Raw genomic sequence first — 23282 nt, forward strand, 5'->3', positions numbered from 1 at the left:
CAGGGCCACCTTACCCGCCCGCTGAGCGGATATTCGCGATCCGCTCGGCCAAGGCTTCCTCCCAACCTCCGCGCATCTCATTGACCTTCGCGACATAAGCCTCGTTCTCATGAGGGGGCACGCCCGGCTCATGGACCTCCGCAATTGCAAGCATCGCTTCACGGTCATGATCGTTGAAGGCCGCGATCATCTGCTCCGCCGTCTCCCGGCTTTCGCCCATGGCCTCAAAGGCCGACCGCCCCATGCGAAGTGAGCTGTCGTAAGTCTCGCGGATAATATCCCGGCAGCCTCGGTACCAGAGGTCATAAACATGGTCGCGATCAACGGCGCGACCGATCACATGCAGGTTCGGGTAGGTGGTTGTCGCGTATTCCACGATCTGGTCGATCCCCTCGCGGTCATCAATCGCGACAATCAGAATATGCGCTTCCGCAATTCCCGCTGCGTTCAGCAGATCCGGACGGCGTGCATCGCCAAAATAAGTCTTGATCCCGAACCGTTCCATGATTTGCAGACGGCGCGAATTATAGTCGATCACGGTCGTCTTGTGCCCTGCGGCCCGCAAAATGCGGTCAATTAGTCCACCGACACGACCCGCGCCTGCGATGATGATCTTGCCGTCGCCGGGCATCTCATCCGCTTCACGTTCCTCACTCGCCACAAAGCGCGGCGCGATCACGCGATCGTAGAGGATAAACAACCCGGGTGTCAGCAGCATCGACAGGGCCACCACCAACAACAAGATGTCCGACACGGCTTGCGGCATGATCCCACCCGCCACGGTGAACGACAGCAACACAAAGCCAAATTCGCCCGCCTGCGCCAACCCCAGCGCCATCAGGTATTTGTCCGAACCTCGGATCCTGAACACGAATGCCAAGACCATCAGGATCACGGCCTTCAGCACGATCAGCCCCAACGTCATGCCCAGAACCATCCCGATATTCTCTGCCAGTAGGCTAAAGTTGATCGAGGCGCCGACGGTCATGAAAAACAGGCCCAGCAGCAGCCCCCGGAACGGGTCGATGTCCGACTCCAGTTCGTGCCGGTAGGGCGAATTCGCCAAGACCACGCCCGCAAGGAAGGTGCCAAGCGCCGGGGACAGGCCCACAAGGCTCATCAGCAGGGCAATCCCGATCACCAGCATAAGCGCAGCGGCAGTGAACAGCTCGCGCAGGTTTGCGGCAGAGATGAAGCGGAAGATCGGGCCGGTCAGGACCGAGCCAATTCCTAACACCGCAGCAATCGCCGCGAGGTTCACCAAGGCCGTCTGCCAGCCGTTCAGCCCGTCAACTAAGCTCATGCTCGGCCCATGATCATCCCCGTGATGCTCATCGCCATGGGCGTCCCCATGCCCTGCATCGCTATGCCCGGCCTCGGCTCCATGGCCTGCGGCATCTGTGCCCAGATCCATCAACTCCGGCATCGCCAGCAGCGGAAGAAAGGCCAACATCGGGATTACCGCGATGTCTTGCATCAGCAGAACTGAGAAGCTGCCTTGCCCCCCGTCTGACCGCATCAGCCCCTTTTCGTTCAACGTTTGCAACACAATCGCGGTGGATGACAAAGCCAGCACCATGCCGATCGCAAGGCTCACCTGCCATGGCTGGCCGAACACCATCGCCACACCCATCACCGCCAGAGTCGTCAGCACAACCTGCCCGCCGCCAAGCCCAAATAGCTGCCCGCGCATTTCCCATAGCGACTTTGGTTGTAGCTCCAGCCCCACAAGAAACAGCATCATCACGACACCGAATTCCGCGAAATGCTGGATCGAGATCACATCGACCCCCAGCACCGCCAGAAGCGGCGAAATCGTAATGCCCGCAATGAGATAGCCAAGTACGGAGCCAAGGCCGAGGCGGCTGGCAATCGGCACGGCAACAACGCCCGCGACAAGGAAAATCGTGGCGAGGAGGAGGAAGTCAGTCATGGGAAGGGCACTCCGGTCTGTTAATTGCATACAGACGCGGGAGACCCCAGAAGGTCAAGGTGGTGCGATTAGCAGACGATCACCGCCGGTTCTTCAAGATCTACGGTCACACCGCGCGCGCGCAATTGTGCGATGACATCTCCATGGCGCTCCGGGTCGAAGGTCAGCATCGAAAACCGGCGCAGGTTGGGCAGATCCAACAGCGGCGACAGGTCGGCTACGGTGTCATTGTCTAGATGCAGCGCGCGCAGGCCCCGGTGGCGGCCGAGCCCGCTCAGGTCCATCTCGGCGCCGACATTGGCAAGGTAAAGCTGCTCCAGCCGTGGCAAGTTGGCGACGAACGACACATCGCTCATCCCATAAAAGCCAACGGCCAGCTCGCGCAGGCCAGATACCTGCGTCAGCGGCTCCCACGATGTTGGCGCGATGCCCTGCATGTGGATCAGGCGCAGGTTGCCGAGTTGTGACAGCCCCGACAGATCACGCACCTGCGTGTCGCCCATATGCAGCTCCCGCAACTGCGCCATCGCGGCGATGTCGGACAGATTGGCAAGGTCGGTGTGCGAGACCATCAGGGCGGTAACATGGCTCAGCGCATTGAGCTGCGTGTAGTCGGCCAATGGCGCGTAATCGAGGCCGAGAGTCCCGCACGCCTCCGCCGCGCAGGTCTCAACCAGCCCTTGCCCGTATTCGTAATGCGACACGGTCGGTGTGGTTTGACACGCGGCCAAAGCGGTCACGGCTGCGGACGCCAAAAGAGCGGGGCGGACAAGGGCGGCAAGGGTCATGGGGCTCTCCGATCTGGTTGGCGGCTGATTAGCACATAAGCCCGCACAGATCAGGACAGGAAAACCTGCCCCTTGTGGCGACAGGCACCACACCGACTTTCCTTTTCATATCAGTTTTTCAGAGCCAGGAATTTCAACACCTGCATCCGCCACGTTTTCATGCAACGCGGTAAGCACCCACGCGACACTCGTTTCATGCTGCCGGACGTCGATCGGATGCACCGTGGATTTGACGCCTGCAGCTTTTGCGGTCTCGCGGTCCAACTCAATCTCGATCACACCGACATGATCGTCGCGTTTGGACTGTTGGTCTTTGACGCGGACCGCCCGGACAGCGGTCCAAGGTAGCATAATCCTGCGCCCAATTTGGAGCCCTTGGGGCCTTATCACGACGCCCGGTGACCCAAACGCTAGCAATGCTTGTCGGGCCCCGAAAAACAGACCAATTGGCAGCGCCGCGTAGAGAACGTTGACGGGATCGTCATATAGAGTGAGATTCAGTGGCGGCCCATTCACCCAAACGAATGCTCCGGCAATGGCGGCACCGAAACAAAAAGCGGCCTCGGCCAAATAGCGCCTGCGAGGTCGCAAAAGGTTGGCGAAATGCCCCAATCCTATCCTCCATCCCGCCACCGGTTGACCACTGGATAGCGCCGGTCGAGCCAGAACGCGCGTTCCGTCAGCCGCGCCCCCGGAGCACTCTGGAACCGCTTGTATTCGCTGAGGTAAATGAGCCGCTCCACCTTGCGCACCCACTCCGCGTCATAGCCTGCGGCCACGACCTCTGCGACCGATCGTTCCTGATCAATCAGCATCTCCAGCATCACGTCCAGATCAGAGTAGGGCGGCAGAGAATCCTCGTCTTTCTGATCCTCCCGCAGTTCCGCCGTGGGCGGCTTGTCGATCACCCGCGGCGGAATCACCTCGCCCTCGGGCCCCTTCATCCAGTCGCGATGCGTCTTGTTGCGCCAGCGGCACGTCTCGAACACCCGCGTTTTGTAGAGGTCTTTGATCGGGTTATACCCCCCCGCCATGTCGCCGTAGATCGTGGCATAACCCACCGCGACCTCGGATTTGTTGCCCGTGGTCAGCAGCATGGAGCCAAACTTGTTCGACAAGGCCATCAGCATGACCCCGCGCAGGCGCGACTGGATATTCTCCTCCGTCACGTCCGGCTCCAGTCCCTCAAACAAAGGCGCAAGGCTCTCCGTCACCGCCTCGCGTGCAGGCGTGATGGGGATCGTATCCAACCGACACCCGAGCCGCCCCGCCACATCGCGCGCATCCTCAAGCGAGGTCTCGGACGTGTAGCGTGAGGGCAGCATCACGCAGTGCACATTCTCCGGCCCGATCGCATCCGCCGCGATTGTCGCCACGATCGCGCTGTCGATCCCGCCCGACAGACCCAGCACCACTTTCTTGAAGCCCGTCTTCCGCAGGTAATCGCCCAGGGCCATTACCATCACCCGGTAGTCGGCCTCGTACTCATCTGGCAGGGCCACCTTTTCCCCCTCGACCGCGCGCCAACCTTCAGCGCCACGCTCGAAGTCCACGAAATGCAGCCCCGTCTCGAACTGCGGGCATTGCACCGCCAACGCCCCGCCGGGGTTCAGCACAAATGACCCGCCGTCAAACACCTGATCATCCTGCCCACCAACCATGTTCACATAAGCCATCGGTAGACCCGTCTCGACCACGCGGGAGACGATCACCTGATGACGCACCGCCATCTTCCCGCGATGATAGGGAGAGCCATTGGGAGAGATCAAAATCTCAGCCCCCGACTCCTGCAATGTCTCGCAAACATCCTCGAACCAGGCATCTTCACAGACGGGTATCCCGATCCGAATGCCGCCAATCGAAAGCGGCCCTTGGAGATCACCCGGATGGTAATACCGCACCTCGTCGAACACGGCATAATTCGGCAATTCGTGCTTCAACACTTTCGCCTTCACCGCGCCGTCTTCGCACACGTAGTAGGCGTTGTAGGGCGAACCTGCCCCCCACATCGGCCCACCCCGCGCATCGCCGTCGCCCCACCACGGCCCGCCAATGCCAAAGGCCGGACCATCCGCACAGCGCGCCGCCAGATCGCCAATGACCTTCTCCACGTCCTGCGCGAAGGCGGGCTTCATCACCAAATCCAGAAGCTGGTAACCCGTCGCAAACATCTCCGGAAACGCCACGAAATCCGCGCCTTCGGCCTTGGCCTTCTCCCACGCCGCAGACGCTTTTTCAGCATTGCCCGCAAGGTCGCCCACAGTGGCATTCAACTGTGCCATGCACAAACGGAACGTATCGGCCATCACGCCCTCCAGAGCCTTGTTGCCCCTGACATATCAACTCTGCGCCCGAGGCCAAGCGCCAACCTGCCGACCCGAATGGTTAAAGCCGTTGCCAGAAAGCCGACGCTCCCCTAGCTTTGCGGGCGAAAATGAACATCTCCGATCAAGGGAGGGTGCGGGAATGAAACAGGCAATCGCGGCGGCAGCACTCGTGGCACTGACCAGCGCAGCACATGCGCAGGACACGGGCGAAACTACGACCGACATCCAGCAATATGACAATGGCGGCATCTACGAAGGTGAATTCCGCAACGGCGTCCAGCACGGCACCGGCACCTACCGCCTACCGAACGGCTACACCTATACCGGCAATTGGGTCGATGGAGAGATCCGCGGGGCGGGCACGGCGACCTTCCCCGACCAATCCGTCTACGTTGGCAATTTCGTTGCCGGACGCCCGCAAGGCGAAGGTACGATCACCTTCGCAGATGGCTCCACCTATGAAGGTGAATGGAACGAGGGCCGCATCGAAGGCACCGGAACAGCCACCTATTCCAATGGCGTCACCTATACCGGCCAATTCCGGAATGCGTTGCACCACGGCAATGGGGTGATGACCGGCCCGAACGGCTACCGGTATGAGGGCCAATGGGCAGATGGGCTGAAACAAGGCACGGGCTCCATCACCTATCCCGACGGCGCGACCTATACTGGCCAGTTCGCAGCTGGCGTGCGTTCCGGTACAGGCCGCCTCGAAATGGCCGATGGCGTTGTCTATGAAGGCCAATGGGCTGAGGGTCAGATCAACGGCTCCGGCACGCTGACGCAGCCCAACGGCGACGTCTATGTCGGCGCGCTGGTCAACGGCCAGCGGCAGGGGCAGGGGCGTGTGACCTACGAGAATGGCGACGTCTATGAAGGCGCATTCGCGAATGATCGCCGCCATGGGCAGGGCACGTTCACCGGCGCGGATGGCTACATATACGTAGGCGCATGGGTTGAGGGCTCCATCCAAGGCGATGGGCGTGTCACCTATCCCGACGGCTCGGTCTACGAGGGCACGTTCCGCAACGACCTTGCCCATGGCACCGGCACCATCACCTATCCCAACGGCTCCAGCTATACCGGCGGCTGGGTCGACGGCGTCATTCAAGGCTCAGGCACTGCGCGCTATGCCAACGGCCTCGTCTACGAGGGCAATTTCCTCAACGCCCGCCAGCACGGCCAAGGCACGATGAGCCACCCCGACGGCTATCGCTATCAAGGCCAATGGGAAGAAGGGCTGCGCCACGGACAGGGAGTCGCCACTTATGCCGACGGCACCGTCTATGAAGGCACGTTTGAGGCCGGGCAGCGCGAAGGCCAAGGCACGCTGACCATGCCCGATGGTTTCACTTATACCGGCGCCTGGGATGATGGAGAGATCAATGGCCGTGGCACCGCCACTTATTCCAACGGCGATGTCTATACAGGCACTTTCGTCAACGGACGCCGCCAAGGGGCGGGCACGATGACCTACGCCACAGGCGAAGTGTTGGAGACGCAGTGGGAAAACGGCCTGCCAACCAACGCGGATGCCCCCGCGGTCGCTGCTGAGCCTGATACCGGCGAAGTCGGCCCGGGTGAAGCAGGCGCGGACGAGGCCGACGCCGAAACAGAATGATCTCTACGATGCTGAAGAGGCATTCCGACGCAGCGCGTGACCTTACGGCATGGAAACGACATCTGCTGTCGACGCTTGTCTTCGCGATCGGCCTTGGTTTGGGCCCCGTGAAGGCGCAGGACCGTTACCTGGCCGTCATTCTCGGCTCGGCTCATATCGGCGTCGACCTCAACGACTTTAATCCGGGCCTTCTTCTGGGCCATCGCTGGCAAGCTCCGCGCGATGGTGTTGAATACCATCTAGAGGCCGGGATCTTCTACAATAGCTATGAAGAAGTTGCGCCGCTTGTCATGGGCGGGGTGTCTTTTCGTTTGGCCGAACTTGGGTCATTCGACCTGCGTGGTGGGGTCAGTGCAGGCACGGGATATTACGGCACGCTCGCCCCGATCCTTGAACGCGACTATGGCATCCCGAATATCGAAGGGTTCATCCCACTTGTCGCGGCTTCGATCGCATTGCGCGACACGCAACGTCCGGTGGAATATCGTTTGACGGCCTTGCCGGGAGATGCTGGCGTCGGAGTGGTCAATCTGTCCGTCGCCTTCGATTTTTGACTCCGCGCAGACGACGCGGCCCACCAAACCCTGCTTGCCTAAACGGACGTTGCGCTTACTCAGCTTCGCATCCCAAAGCCCATTCAGATGAGCGGTTTTTGCGCAAAGCATCGGCGGCGCGCAGGGCCCCGCCGATGTTCGATGTCGAGAAGGATTAGGCCGCGATCAGGCCCATGCTTTCTAGCTTCAGGAGTACCTGCTGCGCGCAGTAATCGACGTCCACGGCCTCAGTGTCGACGACCAATTCCGCGGCGGTCGGGGCCTCATAGGGGTCAGAGATACCGGTGAATTCCTTAATCTTCCCCTCACGCGCCAGCTTATACAGCCCCTTGCGGTCGCGGCGTTCGCATTCCTCAATCGAGGTGGCGACATGGATCTCGACGAACGCACCAAACTGCTCGATCTCTTCACGAACCGCACGGCGCGTGGCCGTGTATGGCGCAATCGGCGCGCAGATGGCGATGCCGCCGTTCTTCGTGATCTCCGAGGCCACATAACCGATACGCCGAATATTCAGATCGCGGTGTTCTTTCGAGAAGCCCAGTTCTGACGACAGGTTTTTCCGCACCACATCCCCATCGAGCAGGGTCACTGGACGCCCGCCTTGTTCCATCAACTTGACCATGATTGCGTTCGCGATGGTCGACTTTCCCGACCCGGACAGGCCGGTGAAGAACACGGTGAAGCCCTGCTGCGACCGTGGAGGGGAGGTGCGGCGAAGCTCCTGCACCACTTCAGGGAAGCTGAACCATTCTGGAATATCCAGACCTTCCCGCAAACGGCGGCGCAATTCCGTGCCCGAGATGTTCAGGATTGTGACATCGTCCTTATCCTTGATCTCATCGGCTGGCTCGTACTGTGCCCGCTCCTGCACGTAGACCATGTGTTTGAAATCGACCATCTCGATGCCGATTTCCTCCTGATGTTCGCGGAACAAATCTTGTGCGTCGTAGGGGCCGTAAAAATCCTCACCGGCGGAGTTCTTGCCCGGCCCCGCATGGTCGCGGCCCACGATCATATGCGTACAGCCGTGATTTTTGCGGATGATTCCGTGCCAAACCGCTTCGCGCGGTCCGGCCATGCGCATCGCAAGGTTCAGCAATGACATAGTCGTTGTCGCCGCCGGATACTTGTCCAGGACCGCCTCATAACAGCGCACGCGCGTGAAATGATCGACGTCGCCGGGCTTGGTCATGCCGACAACCGGATGGATCAAGAGGTTCGCCTGCGCCTCTTTCGCGGCGCGGAAGGTTAGCTCCTGGTGCGCGCGGTGCAGCGGGTTGCGCGTCTGGAACGCCACCACGCGCCGCCAGCCGAGCTTACGGAAATAGGCGCGTAGTTCGTTCGGCGTGTCGCGACGGGCGCGGAAATCGTAGTGGACGGGTTGCTGGATGCCGGTGATGGCCCCGCCCAGATAGATCGGACCCGCGACGTTGTGCAGGTAGTTCACTGCCGGGTGCGCTATGTCGTCAGCGCCGTAGACCTTCTCCGCTTCACGCGCTTTGTCTGGGGACCACTTGTCCGAGATGGACAGGATCGCGAGGATTACACCTTCCGCATCGCGCAGAGCGATGTCCTGCCCCTCTTCAATCGTTTCAGCAAAGGCTTCAGACACATCCAGCGTGATGGGCATGGGCCACAGAGCGCCATCTGCGGTGCGCATATTCTCGACCACGCCGTCATAATCCTCGCGGCCCATAAAGCCTTTGAGCGGATTGAAGCCGCCGTTCATCAACAATTCCAGGTCGCAGACCTGCCGCGGGGTCAGGTCCCAGCTGGGAAGTTCTGCCGCCTCCAGCTTCAGTTTCTGGGCGCTGTCATAGGAGACATAGAGTTCCGGGATCGGAGCGTGGAGCGGCATGGCCATGGTTGCGGTCCTTTTTGCGGGAGAGAGTGTGGCGCCGGTGCCGGTCAATTCGGCATGGAGCGCGTTATATTCAGCGCGTTTGCGCGCGAGGAAATCATCAACAAGGCGTGCCTTTTCAGCAGCGCCCTTTTGGGTGAGGGCATAGCCAACTTTCTGACGGCGGTCCGTGCTGTTGCGGTCGACGATCTGCACCAATCCATCCTGTGTGGCCGCACGCAAAGCCGTGTTCAGACCTCCTAGGCTGATGCCAAGCGCCTGCGCCGTTGCACGCTGGGAGGCCTGCGGCGCGACATCAATCTGGCGCAACAAGCGGAACAGCAGGTCTGTGTCAGTCATGGACATCGCAAAGGGTCCGGAAGGTGGTCGACGGTTTGTTCATGGGTGAACGCATATGCGAAGCTCGTTACATTGGGAAGATGTTTGTTCAACTCTGAACGATTTGTTTTCAATTTGAGAACATCCGCAAAAATTCGTGGCGAATTTGCCTCAAGTCCGGAGGCTTTGAGGGCGTTTTCGGGTGATCTCGCACGATTTCTTAACGTCCATCGACCATTTCGGGTCATATGTTCGAAGAGCTGATCCTGCATATCGGGATGCCCAAGACGGGCACGACCTCCATACAACGCGCGTTGAATTCGGCTCGCGGTGGGGCAGATTGGACTTATCTGGACTTGAATCCACCGCACTCTGCCAACCCGGTGATCCTGCGCGCCCATGGCGGGATCTCACCTGTCGGTACCCATCCCGGGCCGCGCGGTGTGCAAACGTCGGACGCGGCGCGCGCTCATCTGGACAACATGCTTGCGTCGGTGCGAACACCCCGCGCGATCCTTTCCGCTGAAGTCATGGTGCGGCTTCCGCCGGCAGCCATCGCCAATCTGCTAGCACATCTCTCAGCACACACGCGGAAAATCACGGCTATCGCATATATACGTCCGCCCTATTCCTTCGTCACATCTTACACCCAACAGTTCTACAAGACAGGTTACGGGCCTCTGGCCGACGTCATCCGGCGCGCCCAACGCCCTATACCTGCGGACATTTCAATTTGGGATCACGCTCTGGGCCACGGCAATGTGCGCCTTTTCCCGTTCGTGCCAGACACTTTCGCGGAAGGATCGGTGGTTCAACACTTCGCGGAAGTCTTGGCACTCGGCCCGCTTGTCGAACGTTCAGGCAATGCAAATGTCAGTCTTGGGGGCGAGGGCACCCGCCTTTTGGCGCTGTTTCGACGGCACAATCCGGCCCGTCACCCGCACGATGGACGCATTCTGCATCGTCTTGCAAAGCTTGGAGGGCAGCCGTTTCGGCTGCACCCGGCTTGTTTGACGGATATGGCTGAGATGGCGGAGGCGACGCGGACATGGGCCTCGGACCGGATGGGGTGGGCGATCAGTGAAGTCCCGCCTGAAGCGGATGAGCGTTCCATCAGGCAAGATGCAGATTTTGAGGATATTTTGCTGGAAAGCCTCGACTGGCTCGCAGAGAAAGCTGGTCTTCCTGCAAATCACCTGTACACGGATTCTTTGGCCATCGCTGATGCCGTGCGCAGTTTGCGGGACCACCCAACCGGGCAAAGCAGGATTGGCCGTATCGCCAAGCGGCTCAGATTGGCGTGAGGCGCCTGGCGACTTAGCTTATCGGGGTGAGTTCGTCGCCGGTCGTCTGATCCTCGAAGAACTGCACTTCGGTCACACCGGGATGACCGGGATCGGTCCGGTCAAAGCCACCGCGATTGCGGGCAACACTTGTCGTGCCGCCAGCGATCGTACCGGCATTGCCGCCGGCAAGGCTTGGTGCGGTGAACGAGGATTGGTCAACCAGATCACCGTTCACATATAGGGCCAGACCGCCATCCGCGTTCATTGAGCCTTCGATGGTGTGCGTCCCTTCGGTGACTTGCCAAGCGGCCTCACCACGGGAGGCCGTTTCGCCAAATCCGTTGCCAGTTCCGGCCTGCAAGTAAAGCGTGCCGTCATGCTGATACATGATAAAGCCGCGACCCGTGCCGCCCGCTTCAAAGATGATGCCTTCATCTCCTGCACCGAAGGTTACCTCGGTGGAGAACGACAGCTGGTCAACATTCGCAAATTCGGTGGAGGTCTGGCCGGGCGTATCCCAAAGCGACGTCTGCGTCATCGCTGCCGTTGCTGCGACGAAACCAAAGGTAGTTGAGATTTGCAGGTTGGCTAGGGAGTTCGCGACATCGGTGGATAGATTTTCCACCCCGCTTGAGACGACCGAAGCAGTGGCGAGCCCAAGGCCCACAAGGCCGCCCGTCAGAACGACCCAATCCACGGCGACGGCGCCGTCTTCAGATGCCAGAAAACTCTGGATACCCATAACTCAACTCCACTTGGTGTTCGCGTGCTGAGTTAAGGTTATCGTTACGTAAAGCGGCGCAATTGCGGAGACAATCGGCTGATTTCTGTGAAAAGAATGTGGCAGGCGCAAAAGCGCCATTTCTTACGGCCTTATTCGGCCGCGTCCACGGGGGCGGCGTAGGCGCCCGCATCAGCGGTTTCCTCGCCCTCCATTTCGGCAAGGAATTTCTCCGCATCCAAGGCCGCCATGCATCCCATGCCGGCGCTAGTCACTGCCTGGCGATAGACATGGTCGGTCAGGTCGCCCGCTGCGAACACACCGGGAATGGATGTCTTTGTCGTGCCCGCCTGCACTTTGACATAGCCGCCATTGTGCATCTCAAGCTGATCTTTGACCAACTCGGTCGCCGGAGCGTGGCCGATGGCCACGAAGAACCCCTTGCAAGGGATTTCGGTAATCTCGCCAGTCTCCACATGTTTGGCGCGAATGCCTTCGACCCCGCGCGGCTCGTGCGCGCCCACGACCTCTTCAACCTCGTGGTTCCATAGCACTTCGACCTTGGGGTTCTTGAACAGGCGGTCCTGCATGATCTTCTCGGCCCTCAGGCTGTCGCGGCGATGGATCAGCGTGACCTTGGAGGCGAAATTCGTCAGAAAGAGCGCTTCTTCCACTGCCGTGTTGCCGCCACCCACAACGACGATCTCCTGCCCGCGATAGAAGAACCCGTCGCAGGTTGCGCAGGCGCTGACGCCGAAGCCTTTGAAATGCTCTTCACTGGGCAGACCAAGCCATTTCGCCTGAGCGCCCGTTGCCAAAACCACCGCGTCTGCAGTGTAGGTGGTGCCGCTGTCGCCCATTGCCGTGAATGGGCGGGCGCTGAGGTCGAGGGAATTGATATGGTCGCCGATAATCTCGGTCCCCATCTCCTTTGCATGGGCTTCCATGCGGACCATCAGATCGGGCCCCATGACCGAATTGTCGCCGGGCCAGTTCTCCACATCTGTGGTGATGGTCAACTGACCACCTGGCTGGATGCCTTGCACAAGGATCGGCTCCAACATGGCGCGGCTGGCATAGACACCGGCAGTGTAGCCAGCGGGCCCAGAGCCGATGATCAAAAGGCGGGTATGGCGTGTGTCGGTCATAGCAGAGGTCCCCCGGGCAGCATCCGTTCAAGTGGATATACGCGCGGCGATGAAGGGATGAAAGCCCCACCGATGCACGGTTCCGCGAGCCAATTGGAAGGCGCAGGTTTTGTAATTCGTTTCACATGTCACCTATTCCATTTCTTGCGCGCGTGTGAAATAAAGTTGCGCAACAGACGCAAAATGCGGTTCATCTGAAAATAACCGCTACGGAGCACGGCCCAATATGCAAAGCGCGAAACTCGACCCCATCGACCGCAAGATCCTTGCCGAATTGCAGGAAGACGGGCGGATGACAAATGTGGAACTCGCCAAACGCGTTGGCATCTCAGCACCTCCTTGCTTGCGCCGCGTGCGCACTTTGGAAGAGGCAGGCTTTATCAAGGGCTACCACGCGGAGGTCGACGCGCGCCAATTGGGGTTCGAGGTGCAGGTCTTCGCCATGGTCGGCCTTGTAAGCCAGGCCGAAGCCGATCTGGTCGCGTTTGAGGAACGCTGCAATGCCTGGCCGCTGGTCCGCGAATGCCACATGCTGAACGGCGAGATTGATTTCATCCTGAAATGCGTCGCGCCGGACCTCTCGTCATTCCAATCCTTCCTGACGGCTGAGCTGACATCCGCGCCGAACGTCGCCTCGGTCCGGACGTCACTGGTGATCCGGGGCGCGAAGGACACGCCCGGCGTGCCGTTTGATGTGATGGAAGATCGCCTCGCACAAACGGCTTGAACCCGTGCCCGCTGTAGATCTTACCGCGCTTTACCGGGACGGTTTGGCGCATCAGCAAGCTGGCCGCGTTGCTGAGGCTTTGGTGGTCTATGATCGTATTCTTGCGCTCAAATCTGACATTCCTGAGGTTCTCTTTCAAAAGGCGCGCTGTCTGTCTGATCAGCCTGCCGTGGCGGAGGCGCTGTTTCGCAAGGCCTTGCAATTGAAACCCAAAGAGCCTGCAATCTGGCAAGGTCTGCATTCGGTTCTGTTTGGAAAGGCGCGCACGAAGCTGGAGGCGCAGGCGCACAAAGCCGGCATTGTCGTTGGGTCCGAGAAGGATATGGCAAAGGCGCAAAAGCTCTGGCGAAATGGCGATGACACCGCCGCAGAGGTGGAGGCCGTGCGCCTTACGAAGGCAGCACCACAGGCGTTTTGGCCTGTCTATACGCTTGGACTGATCCGCGAAGGGGCCGCTGCGGTGCCGGCACTGGAAGCGGCCCACGCCCGCGATCCGTCCCATATGGGCGCGCGGATGGCCCTGGCGCGCGCGGCACTTGCGGCTGGCCAGATTGCGCGGGTGGAGATGCTTTTGTCCACCGAAGGCCTGCCACCAGAGGCCACTTTGATCCGCGCCCAAATGCTGCGTGAGACGGCGCAGCCGGATGGTGCAGCAGACCTTCTGGCTGAAGCTCCCGCGAAGGACAGGGCTTGGCAGGTGGAGTTGGCCTTGAGTTCTGCGGCAGCCTCGCGGGGTAACGAGGCGGCGCAAGCTCTGGAACGTGCCATTGCAGCGGGCGCGCCGCGCATCGCAACGACCCGGCGTGTGGCGATGTTGGCCGAAGCAGCAGGCGACATCGCGACGGCTGAGTCCATGATCGACGAAGCCGCCAATCACGCGCCCAATGCACTTATCCTCACGCATCGCGCGCAATTGCGCCAATCGGCGGGCGATATCGCTGGGGCAGAGGCCGATCTGGACGCGGCACTGCAACACGACGCAACACATGGAGAGGCTTTTCGCGCTCTCTCCAATGGACGAAAGGTCATGCCCAATGCGCCATTGGTTGGCCGTTTGGAGCAGGCTCTGGCCGCACCCCATGTTGCGGCTGGCGACCGCGCGGGCCTGTTGTTTGCGGCGGCCAAGTGCGCAGCAGACCTAGGCCAGCATGATAAGGTTATGGACCATCTCCATCGCGCCAACAGGTTGATGGCAAAGGCGTTTCCATATGGACTTGATGCAGACATCGCCGCAGCAAAGGCGCTTGTCACCGATTGGACGGCCCTTGATCCGGTGGCACAAGATGGTCCCACAGCCCCCGTGATTTTCGTGACCGGTTTGCCGCGTTCGGGCACCACGCTAGTGGAAACCATTCTCGCTTCGCATCCGCAGGTCGGCGCCGGGGGAGAGATGGCCTTTCTGGGCCAAGCCCTCACCCCCACCATGGATCTACTGCGCCGCGAGGGGCGGGCCGAGCCTGAAATGCTTCGCAACGCGGGTGAAAGATATCTGACATTGGCTGCACGCTGCTCAGGTCAGCCACCCGTCATCGTTGACAAGGCGATCTCAACCTTCTCGCGCATGGGCCATGCAGTTAGGGCGCTGCCGGGCGCTCGCATCGTTCACGTTACACGAGACCCGCGGGATGTTGGATTTTCCCTTTATCGCAATCGGTTCCCGAATGGACTGCACCGCTATGCCTACGATCTGACGGCGATGGGGCGCTACATCCGCCTACACGACGCGATTTCCGAGTATTGGCACAACGCCTTACCTGACCGTGTTCACAGGATTTCTTATGAGGCACTTACTGCTGAGCCCGAGGTGCAAATCCGCGCGCTTCTGCAGGCCGTGGATTTGCCGTGGGATCCCGCCTGCCTTGCACCGCAAAACAGCGACCGTCGTATTCAAACACTCAGTTTCGCACAGGCCCGTGAACCGATTGGTCGCGCCGCTGTTGCAGGATGGGAACGCCACGCGGATGCGCTTGGCCCGCTGATTAAGGCCCTGGAAGAGCCGGTCACCCTGGATTGAGGGCGCCCCATAACTGTTTCTCGATTGACCAGACGAACTAAAGGCGGCCGTTCTGGCCGCCTTTGCAAGCGTTCTGAAATGGGGTCCTCGGGGTCTTTTTCCGGGGTCTTCCGCTCTATTCAGCGGCCATGAGCTGACGCGGTTTCTCCGCGCGCCGGGCTGCGCGTACCTTGCGCGACCACGGCATTTCAATTTGCTCTTTTTTTGCTTCGTTCAGGACTGTTTTCATCCAGCGTTGCGTTTTCATTTGCCTCGTCCTTCGTGCCATGCCCGCGTTGATGGGGCGTTGTTCTCGATTGGCACCAAGATGCCGGGGCTTTCGGGCAGTCTTGCGGCAAAAACGCTAAGGCGCGGTAAATCTTCTGGGCCATTTTTGGGCAAGGTACCGACTGCGATGGGCTTGTTTCACAGGCTTTTGCAGAAAACTCGATATGAATTGTGCCCAAGCCGGGGCGCGTCTTGCCCCGATTGTGTCCAATTTCGCATCAATCGGAGCGCTTGCGTGCGTTCAAAGTCGAATCGCAGAGATCAGGCGCCCATAGTCGGCCTCTCCCTGATGGGTGGCGCGACGATAGGAATAGAAGCGTGCCGGGTCGGAATAAGTGCAGTGACCGGTCCATTCTGCCTCCGCCACACCTGCTGCCCGCAGGCGCGACAAGCCAAAGCCCGTCAGGTCGAACTGATATTTCCCTTCCGCACCATTCACGAAGAAACGGCTGTGGTTCGGGTCTTCGTCCATGAAGCGTTCGAGAAATTCTTGCCCCACCTCATAGGCGCGCTGGCTGATTGACGGCCCGATCACGGCATGGGTACGACCACGATCTGCTCCCAATCCCTCCATCGCGTCGATCGTCGCTTCCAGCACGCCGTCCAGCGCCCCACGCCATCCAGCATGGGCGGCCCCGACGACCCCGGCTTGTGGGTCCGCGAATAGCACGGGCTGGCAATCCGCAGTCAACACCCCAAGCGCTACACCGGGCACCGCCGTCACCACAGCATCCGCCTTGGGCCGCGCATCTGTCGGGCCTTCGACAACCACAACATCGGAGGAATGGATTTGATGCACGCCAACCAAGGCCGCTGGCGCAACCTCCATTTCAGCGGCGACACGGGCCCGGTTCATGGCCACAACTTCAGCCTGATCGCTCGACCCACCACCGCAGTTCAGGCCCGCGAAGATCCCCGTCGAGGCCCCGCCGACCCGCGTGAAGAACCCATGTTTCACTCCGTCCAGGAGTGGAGATGTCACGGGGTCCAAGCGCGTTGCGGTCATTGTCACGGGGCAGGCTCCACGGCAGGGGGCGACGGCGCGTCCTCAGGGGTCAGTGCCATAACCTTGAACAGCGTCCCCATTTCATCGGGATGCGTCAACCGCCTGTGCGCTGCGACATGTGCGTCCAGCGCGGCACCGCTGAGGCCTTCGGCCAACGCCTGCGCCCGAGCCGTGATCCCAAGGCGTTCGAGAAACACGCCCTGCGGCACAACGGGGCTTGCCCGGGTATGCGCGGCGCGAGCCAATGGCCCGAACGCCACGTGCGCTGTCAAGTCGGCTTGTCCCGGTGCATCGAGGGGATCTGCAAATGCATGCCCGGACAGCGCCTGAAACGTATCGCCGGTGCTGTTGATGTCTCCGTAGTCCACGATCAACGCAGCGCCCCCATGCGCATTGATGCGCCTCCCGACCTCTTCCGTGATGGCCTCACCCGGCGCACAGGTCTCCACGATCATGCCAGGAGCGAACCCCTCCCGAACCGACAATGGGGCAGGCGGTGCAAGGCCCCAGATCAACGCGTCGTCCGAGGTGCCGATCTGCCGTTCCTGCCAATCTCCCGCATCGTTCATCTGGAATTGCCGGATCGGCAGGGCATCGAAGAACTCGTTTGCGATTAGGAAAAGCGGGCCTTCGGGTAAATCCGCCACGCTGTCGTGAAATACGGCACCCGGCACAGCCTCAGCCTGCGCAGCGCGCAGCGCCGGCGACGCCTCAACCAGATGGACCTGAAGTGCACCGTGAAAGCCGGGCACAGCCCGTGTGGCGCGGAGAACGTCGGTCATCAAAGTCCCGCGCCCAGGCCCAAGTTCGGCCAACACGCCCCTTGGCTGCCCCTGATCCATCCAGACCTGCGCCATCCACAACCCAAGAAGCTCCCCAAACATCTGGCTGATCTCAGGCGCGGTAATGAAATCGCCGGATTGGCCGAAAGGGTCGCGCGTCGCGTAGTACCCGAATTCCGGGTCGTGCAGGCATTCGGCCATGTAGTCGGCTACCGACATCGGCCCCAGCCGCGCAATGCGGGCGATCAACCGCTTCTTAAGCGACACGCCGTGCCCGCAAGACAAAGAAGGTGCCAAGTAGCAGCATCGGGATTGTCAGGATCTGTCCCATGGTCAGGCCAACCTCGGGCGACAATGTCAGCGCGAAACCAATCGGATTGTCCGGCCCGGCAAACTGTGCGTCCGGCTGGCGAAAGAATTCCACGAAAAAGCGCGAGGCCCCGTAGATCACGAAGAACATGCCGGTCAGCGCACCGGGACGCTTCAGCCATCCGGCGCGCCACGCCAATATCAAAAGAAGCGCGCCCATGAACAGGCCTTCTAGCAGCGCCTCGTAAAGCTGCGACGGGTGCCGCGCGCAGACCGTCGCACCCAGATAGTCTGTGATGCCAACCGGCCCATCGCAGTCTTGCGCCGCAGCACCGGGAAAGATGAACGCCCAAGGCGCGTCCGAGGGGCGGCCCCAAAGCTCAGCATTCACGAAGTTCGCCAAGCGCCCCAGCAGCAGGCCAATCCCGATCACCATCGACATCGCATCGGCGATCTGAAGCGGCGGCGCACCGGTGCGCCTGCAAAAGATGTAACCCGCAATCGCGACTCCTGCGAGGCCGCCGTGGAACGACATCCCGCCCTCCCAGATACGCAGCGCGGCCAGCGGATCGCTTGCATAAATGCCCGGCTGGTAGAACAGCACATAGCCAATCCGCCCGCCGAGGATGACGCCAAGCACCACAGCCGTCAGCAAGCCCTCAACCTGATCGGGGCGAAGGGGCGGCGTATCATTTGGCCACAAAGCGGGACGTGCCATCGCTTTCCAGATCACCCACCAGCCCAGGCCAAGGCCGAAAAGGTAGGCCAGCGCATACCAGCGCAGGGCGAAGCTGAAGCTGCCGATCTCTATCGAAAACAGCTCTGGCGATAGCGGTGGAAACGGGATGGCGAACAAAGGGTGGGCCTCGATGCGCGGGATTTTCCCCGTGGTTGGGGCGCTGGTGCGACGAAGTCAACCTTGATCAAAGGCCCGCGCCTGCCCATATGCATCACAACATGAACAGGAGTGCAGCCGATGCAGACCCGTAACAAGATCATGGATGATCTCAGCCAGTTGATGACCAACGCCATGGGCGTGGCTCAAGGTGCAAAGGATGAGGCCGAAACGGCCATGAATTCCATGATGGACCGCTGGCTGGCAAACCGGAACCTTGTCACCCGGGAGGAGTTCGACGCCGTCCGCGCGATGGCACAAAAGGCCCGTGAAGAGAACGAAGCGCTCAAGGCCCGTATCGCCGCGCTGGAGGAAAAATCCGGCGACTGAAGCCCGATTTTACTGACAATGCACAAGCCGCCAAAAAAGTTTTGGCGGCTTTTTTGTGGGTAAGTGACTCTCCCTTGTGGGGCGTTTTGGCATAACCCCTATATGTTGTGGGCAACTCATGGAAATGCCCATCACCCCCATTTGCACCGCAAAAATAGTTCTTTACAGCGACTCCCCAAGACCGCACCATATTTCGTAGGAACTGAGGCCGAGCAGCCCATTCCTAGGAAAGACACCCAGCTTTTGTGGGCGTCTTGGGATTGAACCACCAAGGCCCCGCTGGCTGCCAACCAGGACTGGGACCATGTCGCACACAGAAGAATACTTCGACATCGAAGAGCTGCACCCGATCGATATTGTCGAGACGCTGGCCGCCCATCACGAGTGGGATTTCGACCGCATCGCCGACGATCAGATCGCCATGGCGATCGAGGGGCAATGGCGCACATACTCGATCACACTCGCCTGGTCGTCCTACGATGAAACCCTGCGGATGATCTGCACATTCGAGATGGAACCGCCGCAGGAAACGATGAACAAACTTTACGAGGCGCTCAACCTCGTAAACGATCGCTGTTGGGCGGGCGCGTTCACCTACTGGGCCGCGCAAAAACTCATGGTCTACCGCTACGGCCTTGTGCTGGCGGGCGATCAACTGGCCTCCCCCGATCAAATCGCGTGCATGGTGGAAACCGCCGTGCTCGCGGCCGAGCGTTACTATCCTGCATTCCAACTGGCCATGTGGTCGGACAAAACGCCCGAAGAGGCGATGGATGTGGCGATTTCCGAAGGCTACGGGCGGGCCTGAGGCGATGAACGGCCTCTCCCTTCTGGTGGCGGTCGGTGCGGTGCTGTTTCTGGGAACGCTGGTTGTTATTGTACTCAGCTACACAAGTCCCGAGACGTTGCCGGACATGCTGACCCGAACCGGGCGGGGTGTTTCGCAAACCTACACTTGGATGGCGGGCGGGGCCGCTCTTGGCCTCGCAATCGGATGGGCGATCAAACGTCTGAGATAAACCGAGGGGCAACGACCTTTCATACAGGCAAAAAGGGTCGCGCTTGGCGCGGCCCTTTCGCGTTCTTAGTAGCACAGGCATGTCACAGAGTGTTGCATCCGTGTCAGTGCCTCGGGCTTGCGGGATTCCGCGGGCTGGTCTTCCAAGCCTGTGGATGTTTTTTTGCCCGTCTAGCTGTTGCCGGGGGGAGGCAGAGATGGATCTATCTCAGATCAACGCGCGCGGGCTGGTGATGCTCGGTTGCGGCAAGATGGGCTCGGCCATGCTGCAAGGCTGGCTTGCGGGCGGTCTGCGCGCCGATGCGGTTTATGTGATCGACCCAAACCCGTCAGACTGGGTGCAGAGTTCTGGCGTGCAGATCAACGCGGACCTTCCCGAAAACCCAGCTGTTCTGATGATCGCCGTGAAGCCCCAGATGATGGAAGAAGCGTTGCCGCAAGCCGCCCGCTTTGGCGGTGGCGAAACGCTGATCCTGTCGGTTGCGGCGGGCACTCCGATCCAGACCTATGAACGCGCCTTTGGCGAGAGCACGCGCGTTGTGCGGTCGATGCCCAATACGCCTGCGGCAGTGGGCAAAGGGATCACAGCGATTGTCGGCAATGCAGATGCTACGGCAGAGGATCTGGATCTGGCCGAGAATATGCTGTCGACCATTGGTCAGGTTGTCCGTCTGACGACAGAGGCGCAGATTGACGCTGTTACCGGCATCTCTGGCTCTGGTCCCGCCTATATTTTCTACATGATCGATACACTGGCGGCCGCTGCGCGGGCCGAGGGCTTGCCGGAAGACATGGCCATGCAACTGGCGAAGGCGACCGTAGCAGGCGCAGGCGTTCTGGCGGAAGAGGCCGACGAAACGCCGGAACAACTCCGCATCAACGTCACTTCACCAAACGGCACAACGCAAGCCGGGCTTGAAGTCCTAATGGGCGAAAACGGATTAGCCCCTTTGATGCGCCGCACCGTCGCCGCCGCGACCGCGCGCAGCCGGGAGTTGCGGAAATGAGCGACCAGATCGAATTCGACCAGTTCATGGCCGTCGATATTCGTGTGGGCACAATCACGCGAGCCGAGGATTTCCCCGAGGCCCGCAAACCGGCGATCAAGCTGTGGGTCGATTTCGGAGGGGAGATCGGTGAGCGCAAATCCTCGGCCCAGATCAAAGTGCACTACACGCCCGAGGCTTTGGTCGGCAAACAGGTTATCGGTGTGGTGAATTTTCCGCCCCGGCAAATTGGCCCCGTGATGTCCGAGGTGCTTGTCCTAGGTTTGCATGATGAGGGTGGCGGCGTCGTCTTGCTGTCCCCTGACAAACCGGTCCCGAACGGAGAGCGCATGTGCTGAAACTTCTCGTATCCCGCCGCCTGCCCGAAAGTGTGATGGAGGCCGCAGAGGCGCGCTTTGACGTGACGTGCCGCACAACCACCCAGCCGATGGACCACGCGGAGTGCGTGGCGGCTTTGCGTGACTACGACCTGATCCTGCCCACCCTCGGTGATGCCTTCCGCGCACCCGCCTTTGAGGAGGCGGGTGAGATCCGTGCAAAGCTGCTGGCGAATTTCGGCGTGGGCTACAACCATATCGACGTAGACGCCGCGCGCGCTGCAGGGCTTGAGGTCTCAAACACACCGGGCGCCGTGACCGACGCAACCGCCGATACGGCTCTGACGCTGATCCTGATGACCGCACGCCGTGCAGGCGAAGGCGAACGGATGGTCCGTGCGGGCCAGTGGGAGGGATGGCACCCGACCCAGATGTTGGGCATGCATGTCTCGGGCAAGACCGTATGCGTCATCGGGATGGGCCGGATCGGCCAAGCCATCGCGCGGCGTTGCCACTTCGGGTTCGGTTGCCGGATCGTTTACGTGAATCGATCGCCCAAGCAGGTCGATTTCCCGGCGGAACAGCTTCCGATGGAAACCGCGCTCGCTGGGGCCGATATCGTTGTGCTGGCCACGCCGGGTGGGGCGGAGACGTATCACCTGATGGGTTCAGATCAGTTTGCGATGATGCAACGCCACGCGATCTTCGCGAATATCGCACGCGGCGATGTGGTGGATGAGGCCGCTTTGGTCGCTGCCCTGACCGTCAAGCGCATCGCGGGAGCGGGGTTGGACGTTTACGAGTTCGAGCCTGCGATCCCCGACGAATTGATGGCGATGGAGAACGTCACGCTGCTCCCGCACTTGGGCACCGCAGCGCTGGAAGTGCGGGAGGATATGGGGCGGATGGCGTTAGATAACGTGATCGCGTTTTCCGAGGGCAAACCGGCGCCAAACGCTGTTTGAGCGCTCTTAGCGGCGCATGCAGCACTGCACTGGTTTAGTGGTCCGGGCAGGTGCTGCCTTCGCCGCTTCCGTACTCCCAACGGGCCATGCATCCGTTTTCATCGAACGCGATAAAGGCTGCGTTTTCATCTTCGGTGGAGAAGGGCAGGGGTGGGGAAATTTCCACATGCACCCAATCCGTCAGTCCAGTCGGAGCATGGCACCAATGCAGAGGTTCATCCATGATCCGGACCGGCCAGTTGCGCGCTTCTGCTGTTGCGATGACCGCGTCTTGGCTCACACAACCTTCAAACGCGAGTTCAGCATAATAACTCGACCTGGCCGCGCTGTGGGCCGCGCTGGACGTGTCCCACCAAACCGACAAATTTCGTTCAAGCAGCAGGTAACTCAGGAACAACACCCCGAGCCATGGAAGCAGTACAAGACCGATCCTAAACGCGCGATGCATCGCCGGTTTCCTCCCGGAAATGCTTCCGACAAAGGCTGACATAGCGGTCGTTGCCGCCAACCTCGATCTGCGCGCCTTCGCGCACCGCTTTGCCGTCTTCACCCACGCGGATCACCATGGTTGCCTTCTTTCCGCAATGACAGATCGTGCGGACCTCCCGCATTTCGTCGGCCAGCGCCAGAAGGGCGGCGGAGCCGGGAAAGAGCTCCCCCCGGAAATCCACGCGCAGGCCGTAGGCCATGACGGGCACGCCCAGATCATCGACAGCGCGGGCCAGTTGCCAGACCTGCTCGCGGGTCATCCACTGCGCCTCATCCACCAGCACGCAGGCGCAGGGGCCCGCATCTAGTCGCGTCTTGATCTTGGCGAAGAGGTCATCGGCCTGCGTGTAGGTGTCGGCTTCGGCCTCGATTCCAATGCGAGAGCCGATTTTGCCCACACCCGCGCGGTCGTCGAAATTGGCGGTCAGCAGGTAGGTTTGCATGCCCCGTTCGATATAGTTGTAGGAGGCTTGCAACAGCAGGGTCGATTTGCCCGCATTCATGGTGGAATAATGGAAATAGAGCTTTGCCATGCGGCATGGTTTGGCCCATGAGGGGCGGACTGACAAGACTGAGGCTATGGGCGTTGACGAATA

Annotated in this window: 24 protein-coding genes; 11 read left to right on the forward strand and 13 right to left on the reverse strand. The window is 60.6% G+C overall.

Features of this window, described 5'->3' with window-relative positions; genetic code table 11:
- Positions 1–10 precede the first annotated feature (10 nt).
- From V8J81_RS02485 to V8J81_RS02500, 4 genes are all read right to left on the reverse strand, one after another.
- The gene (locus V8J81_RS02485; protein WP_368474174.1) at positions 11–1933 is read right to left on the reverse strand and encodes a cation:proton antiporter domain-containing protein; all 1923 of its coding nucleotides are present in this window, start codon (positions 1931–1933) and stop codon (positions 11–13) included.
- Between the two features lie 68 nt (positions 1934–2001).
- Positions 2002–2721 carry a leucine-rich repeat domain-containing protein gene (locus V8J81_RS02490; RefSeq protein WP_368474175.1) on the reverse strand — a complete coding sequence of 240 codons (720 nt, stop codon included), beginning with the start codon at positions 2719–2721 and terminating at the stop codon, positions 2002–2004.
- A 105-nt stretch (positions 2722–2826) separates the two neighbouring features.
- The gene (locus V8J81_RS02495; RefSeq protein WP_368474176.1) at positions 2827–3333 is read right to left on the reverse strand and encodes a hypothetical protein; all 507 of its coding nucleotides are present in this window, start codon (positions 3331–3333) and stop codon (positions 2827–2829) included.
- Between the two features lie 2 nt (positions 3334–3335).
- Positions 3336–5027 (reverse strand): NAD+ synthase, encoded by a 1692-nt coding sequence (locus tag V8J81_RS02500; protein ID WP_368474177.1) that lies wholly within the window; start codon positions 5025–5027, stop codon positions 3336–3338.
- 160 nt (positions 5028–5187) lie between these two features.
- Here V8J81_RS02500 and V8J81_RS02505 point away from each other — a divergent pair, with 160 nt between their 5' ends.
- Together V8J81_RS02505 and V8J81_RS02510 are read left to right on the forward strand one after the other, a co-directional pair.
- Positions 5188–6669: an MORN repeat-containing protein gene (locus V8J81_RS02505; RefSeq protein WP_368474178.1), complete on the forward strand. Its 1482-nt coding sequence runs from the start codon at positions 5188–5190 to the stop codon at positions 6667–6669.
- 8 nt (positions 6670–6677) lie between these two features.
- Positions 6678–7223 (forward strand): hypothetical protein, encoded by a 546-nt coding sequence (locus tag V8J81_RS02510; RefSeq protein WP_368474179.1) that lies wholly within the window; start codon positions 6678–6680, stop codon positions 7221–7223.
- Positions 7224–7377: 154 nt separating this feature from the next.
- Here the strand turns inward: V8J81_RS02510 and V8J81_RS02515 are convergent, their stop codons facing one another.
- Positions 7378–9432: a bifunctional sulfate adenylyltransferase/adenylylsulfate kinase gene (locus V8J81_RS02515; RefSeq protein WP_368474180.1), complete on the reverse strand. Its 2055-nt coding sequence runs from the start codon at positions 9430–9432 to the stop codon at positions 7378–7380.
- A 221-nt stretch (positions 9433–9653) separates the two neighbouring features.
- Between V8J81_RS02515 and V8J81_RS02520 the strand changes: the two genes are divergently transcribed.
- Positions 9654–10709: a hypothetical protein gene (locus V8J81_RS02520; RefSeq protein ID WP_368474181.1), complete on the forward strand. Its 1056-nt coding sequence runs from the start codon at positions 9654–9656 to the stop codon at positions 10707–10709.
- Positions 10710–10722: 13 nt separating this feature from the next.
- Here V8J81_RS02520 and V8J81_RS02525 read toward each other — a convergent pair whose 3' ends face one another.
- Positions 10723–11433 (reverse strand): hypothetical protein, encoded by a 711-nt coding sequence (locus tag V8J81_RS02525; RefSeq protein ID WP_368474182.1) that lies wholly within the window; start codon positions 11431–11433, stop codon positions 10723–10725.
- 131 nt (positions 11434–11564) lie between these two features.
- A complete protein-coding gene (gene trxB, locus V8J81_RS02530) occupies positions 11565–12560 on the reverse strand; it encodes a thioredoxin-disulfide reductase (protein WP_368474183.1) in 996 nt (331 codons plus the stop codon).
- A 226-nt stretch (positions 12561–12786) separates the two neighbouring features.
- Between trxB and V8J81_RS02535 the strand changes: the two genes are divergently transcribed.
- Complete coding sequence (locus tag V8J81_RS02535; RefSeq protein ID WP_368474184.1) at positions 12787–13287, forward strand: Lrp/AsnC family transcriptional regulator; 501 nt, start codon at positions 12787–12789, stop codon at positions 13285–13287.
- Positions 13288–13291: 4 nt separating this feature from the next.
- Positions 13292–15301 (forward strand): tetratricopeptide repeat-containing sulfotransferase family protein, encoded by a 2010-nt coding sequence (locus V8J81_RS02540; protein WP_368474185.1) that lies wholly within the window; start codon positions 13292–13294, stop codon positions 15299–15301.
- Positions 15302–15416: 115 nt separating this feature from the next.
- On the opposite strand, the gene V8J81_RS02545 is transcribed toward V8J81_RS02540, so the two are convergent.
- The 4 genes from V8J81_RS02545 to lgt all read right to left on the reverse strand — a co-directional run bounded on the left by V8J81_RS02545 (position 15417) and on the right by lgt (position 18521).
- Positions 15417–15548 carry a hypothetical protein gene (locus V8J81_RS02545; RefSeq protein ID WP_368474186.1) on the reverse strand — a complete coding sequence of 44 codons (132 nt, stop codon included), beginning with the start codon at positions 15546–15548 and terminating at the stop codon, positions 15417–15419.
- Between the two features lie 261 nt (positions 15549–15809).
- Positions 15810–16574: a peptidoglycan editing factor PgeF gene (gene pgeF / locus V8J81_RS02550; protein ID WP_368477582.1), complete on the reverse strand. Its 765-nt coding sequence runs from the start codon at positions 16572–16574 to the stop codon at positions 15810–15812.
- Positions 16575–16576: 2 nt separating this feature from the next.
- Positions 16577–17623 (reverse strand): class I SAM-dependent methyltransferase, encoded by a 1047-nt coding sequence (locus V8J81_RS02555; protein ID WP_368474187.1) that lies wholly within the window; start codon positions 17621–17623, stop codon positions 16577–16579.
- Positions 17613–18521 carry a prolipoprotein diacylglyceryl transferase gene (gene lgt / locus V8J81_RS02560; RefSeq protein ID WP_368474188.1) on the reverse strand — a complete coding sequence of 303 codons (909 nt, stop codon included), beginning with the start codon at positions 18519–18521 and terminating at the stop codon, positions 17613–17615. The genes V8J81_RS02555 and lgt overlap by 11 nt, the downstream gene beginning before the upstream one ends.
- A 120-nt stretch (positions 18522–18641) precedes the next feature.
- Here lgt and V8J81_RS02565 point away from each other — a divergent pair, with 120 nt between their 5' ends.
- The 6 genes from V8J81_RS02565 (at position 18642) to V8J81_RS02590 (ending at position 22197) form a co-directional block, all read left to right on the forward strand.
- Positions 18642–18890 (forward strand): accessory factor UbiK family protein, encoded by a 249-nt coding sequence (locus tag V8J81_RS02565; protein ID WP_368474189.1) that lies wholly within the window; start codon positions 18642–18644, stop codon positions 18888–18890.
- Between the two features lie 304 nt (positions 18891–19194).
- Positions 19195–19698: a type III secretion system chaperone family protein gene (locus V8J81_RS02570; RefSeq protein ID WP_368474190.1), complete on the forward strand. Its 504-nt coding sequence runs from the start codon at positions 19195–19197 to the stop codon at positions 19696–19698.
- Positions 19699–19702: 4 nt separating this feature from the next.
- Positions 19703–19909, forward strand: coding sequence for a hypothetical protein (locus V8J81_RS02575; protein ID WP_368474191.1), 207 nt, complete (start codon positions 19703–19705; stop codon positions 19907–19909).
- Positions 19910–20105: 196 nt separating this feature from the next.
- Complete coding sequence (proC, locus tag V8J81_RS02580) at positions 20106–20915, forward strand: pyrroline-5-carboxylate reductase (protein ID WP_368474192.1); 810 nt, start codon at positions 20106–20108, stop codon at positions 20913–20915.
- Complete coding sequence (locus V8J81_RS02585; RefSeq protein ID WP_368474193.1) at positions 20912–21253, forward strand: tRNA-binding protein; 342 nt, start codon at positions 20912–20914, stop codon at positions 21251–21253. Before proC ends, V8J81_RS02585 begins: the two co-directional genes overlap by 4 nt.
- Positions 21250–22197: a 2-hydroxyacid dehydrogenase gene (locus tag V8J81_RS02590; RefSeq protein ID WP_368477583.1), complete on the forward strand. Its 948-nt coding sequence runs from the start codon at positions 21250–21252 to the stop codon at positions 22195–22197. The genes V8J81_RS02585 and V8J81_RS02590 overlap by 4 nt, the downstream gene beginning before the upstream one ends.
- 34 nt (positions 22198–22231) lie before the next feature.
- Here V8J81_RS02590 and V8J81_RS02595 read toward each other — a convergent pair whose 3' ends face one another.
- Positions 22232–22645 carry a hypothetical protein gene (locus V8J81_RS02595; protein WP_368474194.1) on the reverse strand — a complete coding sequence of 138 codons (414 nt, stop codon included), beginning with the start codon at positions 22643–22645 and terminating at the stop codon, positions 22232–22234.
- The gene (locus V8J81_RS02600; protein ID WP_368474195.1) at positions 22629–23219 is read right to left on the reverse strand and encodes a thymidine kinase; all 591 of its coding nucleotides are present in this window, start codon (positions 23217–23219) and stop codon (positions 22629–22631) included. The genes V8J81_RS02595 and V8J81_RS02600 overlap by 17 nt, the downstream gene beginning before the upstream one ends.
- Positions 23220–23282 lie beyond the last annotated feature (63 nt).

Source organism: Gymnodinialimonas sp. 202GB13-11, from assembly GCF_040932485.1.
In the GTDB taxonomy this organism is placed as follows: domain Bacteria; phylum Pseudomonadota; class Alphaproteobacteria; order Rhodobacterales; family Rhodobacteraceae; genus Gymnodinialimonas; species Gymnodinialimonas hymeniacidonis.

Bases quoted from the DNA above. Each gene is read 5' to 3' on its own strand.
- trxB (WP_368474183.1), bottom strand. From the start codon at position 12,560: ATGACCGACACACGCCATACCCGCCTTTTGATCATCGGCTCTGGGCCC.
- V8J81_RS02585 (WP_368474193.1), top strand. From the start codon at position 20,912: ATGAGCGACCAGATCGAATTCGACCAGTTCATGGCCGTCGATATTCGT.
- V8J81_RS02505 (WP_368474178.1), top strand. From the start codon at position 5,188: ATGAAACAGGCAATCGCGGCGGCAGCACTCGTGGCACTGACCAGCGCA.
- V8J81_RS02510 (WP_368474179.1), top strand. From the start codon at position 6,678: ATGCTGAAGAGGCATTCCGACGCAGCGCGTGACCTTACGGCATGGAAA.
- V8J81_RS02490 (WP_368474175.1), bottom strand. From the start codon at position 2,721: ATGACCCTTGCCGCCCTTGTCCGCCCCGCTCTTTTGGCGTCCGCAGCC.
- V8J81_RS02520 (WP_368474181.1), top strand. From the start codon at position 9,654: ATGTTCGAAGAGCTGATCCTGCATATCGGGATGCCCAAGACGGGCACG.
- V8J81_RS02575 (WP_368474191.1), top strand. From the start codon at position 19,703: ATGAACGGCCTCTCCCTTCTGGTGGCGGTCGGTGCGGTGCTGTTTCTG.
- V8J81_RS02595 (WP_368474194.1), bottom strand. From the start codon at position 22,645: ATGCATCGCGCGTTTAGGATCGGTCTTGTACTGCTTCCATGGCTCGGG.
- V8J81_RS02525 (WP_368474182.1), bottom strand. From the start codon at position 11,433: ATGGGTATCCAGAGTTTTCTGGCATCTGAAGACGGCGCCGTCGCCGTG.
- V8J81_RS02600 (WP_368474195.1), bottom strand. From the start codon at position 23,219: ATGGCAAAGCTCTATTTCCATTATTCCACCATGAATGCGGGCAAATCG.
- V8J81_RS02545 (WP_368474186.1), bottom strand. From the start codon at position 15,548: ATGAAAACGCAACGCTGGATGAAAACAGTCCTGAACGAAGCAAAAAAA.
- V8J81_RS02515 (WP_368474180.1), bottom strand. From the start codon at position 9,432: ATGTCCATGACTGACACAGACCTGCTGTTCCGCTTGTTGCGCCAGATT.
- pgeF (WP_368477582.1), bottom strand. From the start codon at position 16,574: ATGACCGCAACGCGCTTGGACCCCGTGACATCTCCACTCCTGGACGGA.
- V8J81_RS02570 (WP_368474190.1), top strand. From the start codon at position 19,195: ATGTCGCACACAGAAGAATACTTCGACATCGAAGAGCTGCACCCGATC.
- proC (WP_368474192.1), top strand. From the start codon at position 20,106: ATGGATCTATCTCAGATCAACGCGCGCGGGCTGGTGATGCTCGGTTGC.
- V8J81_RS02565 (WP_368474189.1), top strand. From the start codon at position 18,642: ATGCAGACCCGTAACAAGATCATGGATGATCTCAGCCAGTTGATGACC.
- V8J81_RS02485 (WP_368474174.1), bottom strand. From the start codon at position 1,933: ATGACTGACTTCCTCCTCCTCGCCACGATTTTCCTTGTCGCGGGCGTT.
- V8J81_RS02535 (WP_368474184.1), top strand. From the start codon at position 12,787: ATGCAAAGCGCGAAACTCGACCCCATCGACCGCAAGATCCTTGCCGAA.
- V8J81_RS02500 (WP_368474177.1), bottom strand. From the start codon at position 5,027: ATGGCCGATACGTTCCGTTTGTGCATGGCACAGTTGAATGCCACTGTG.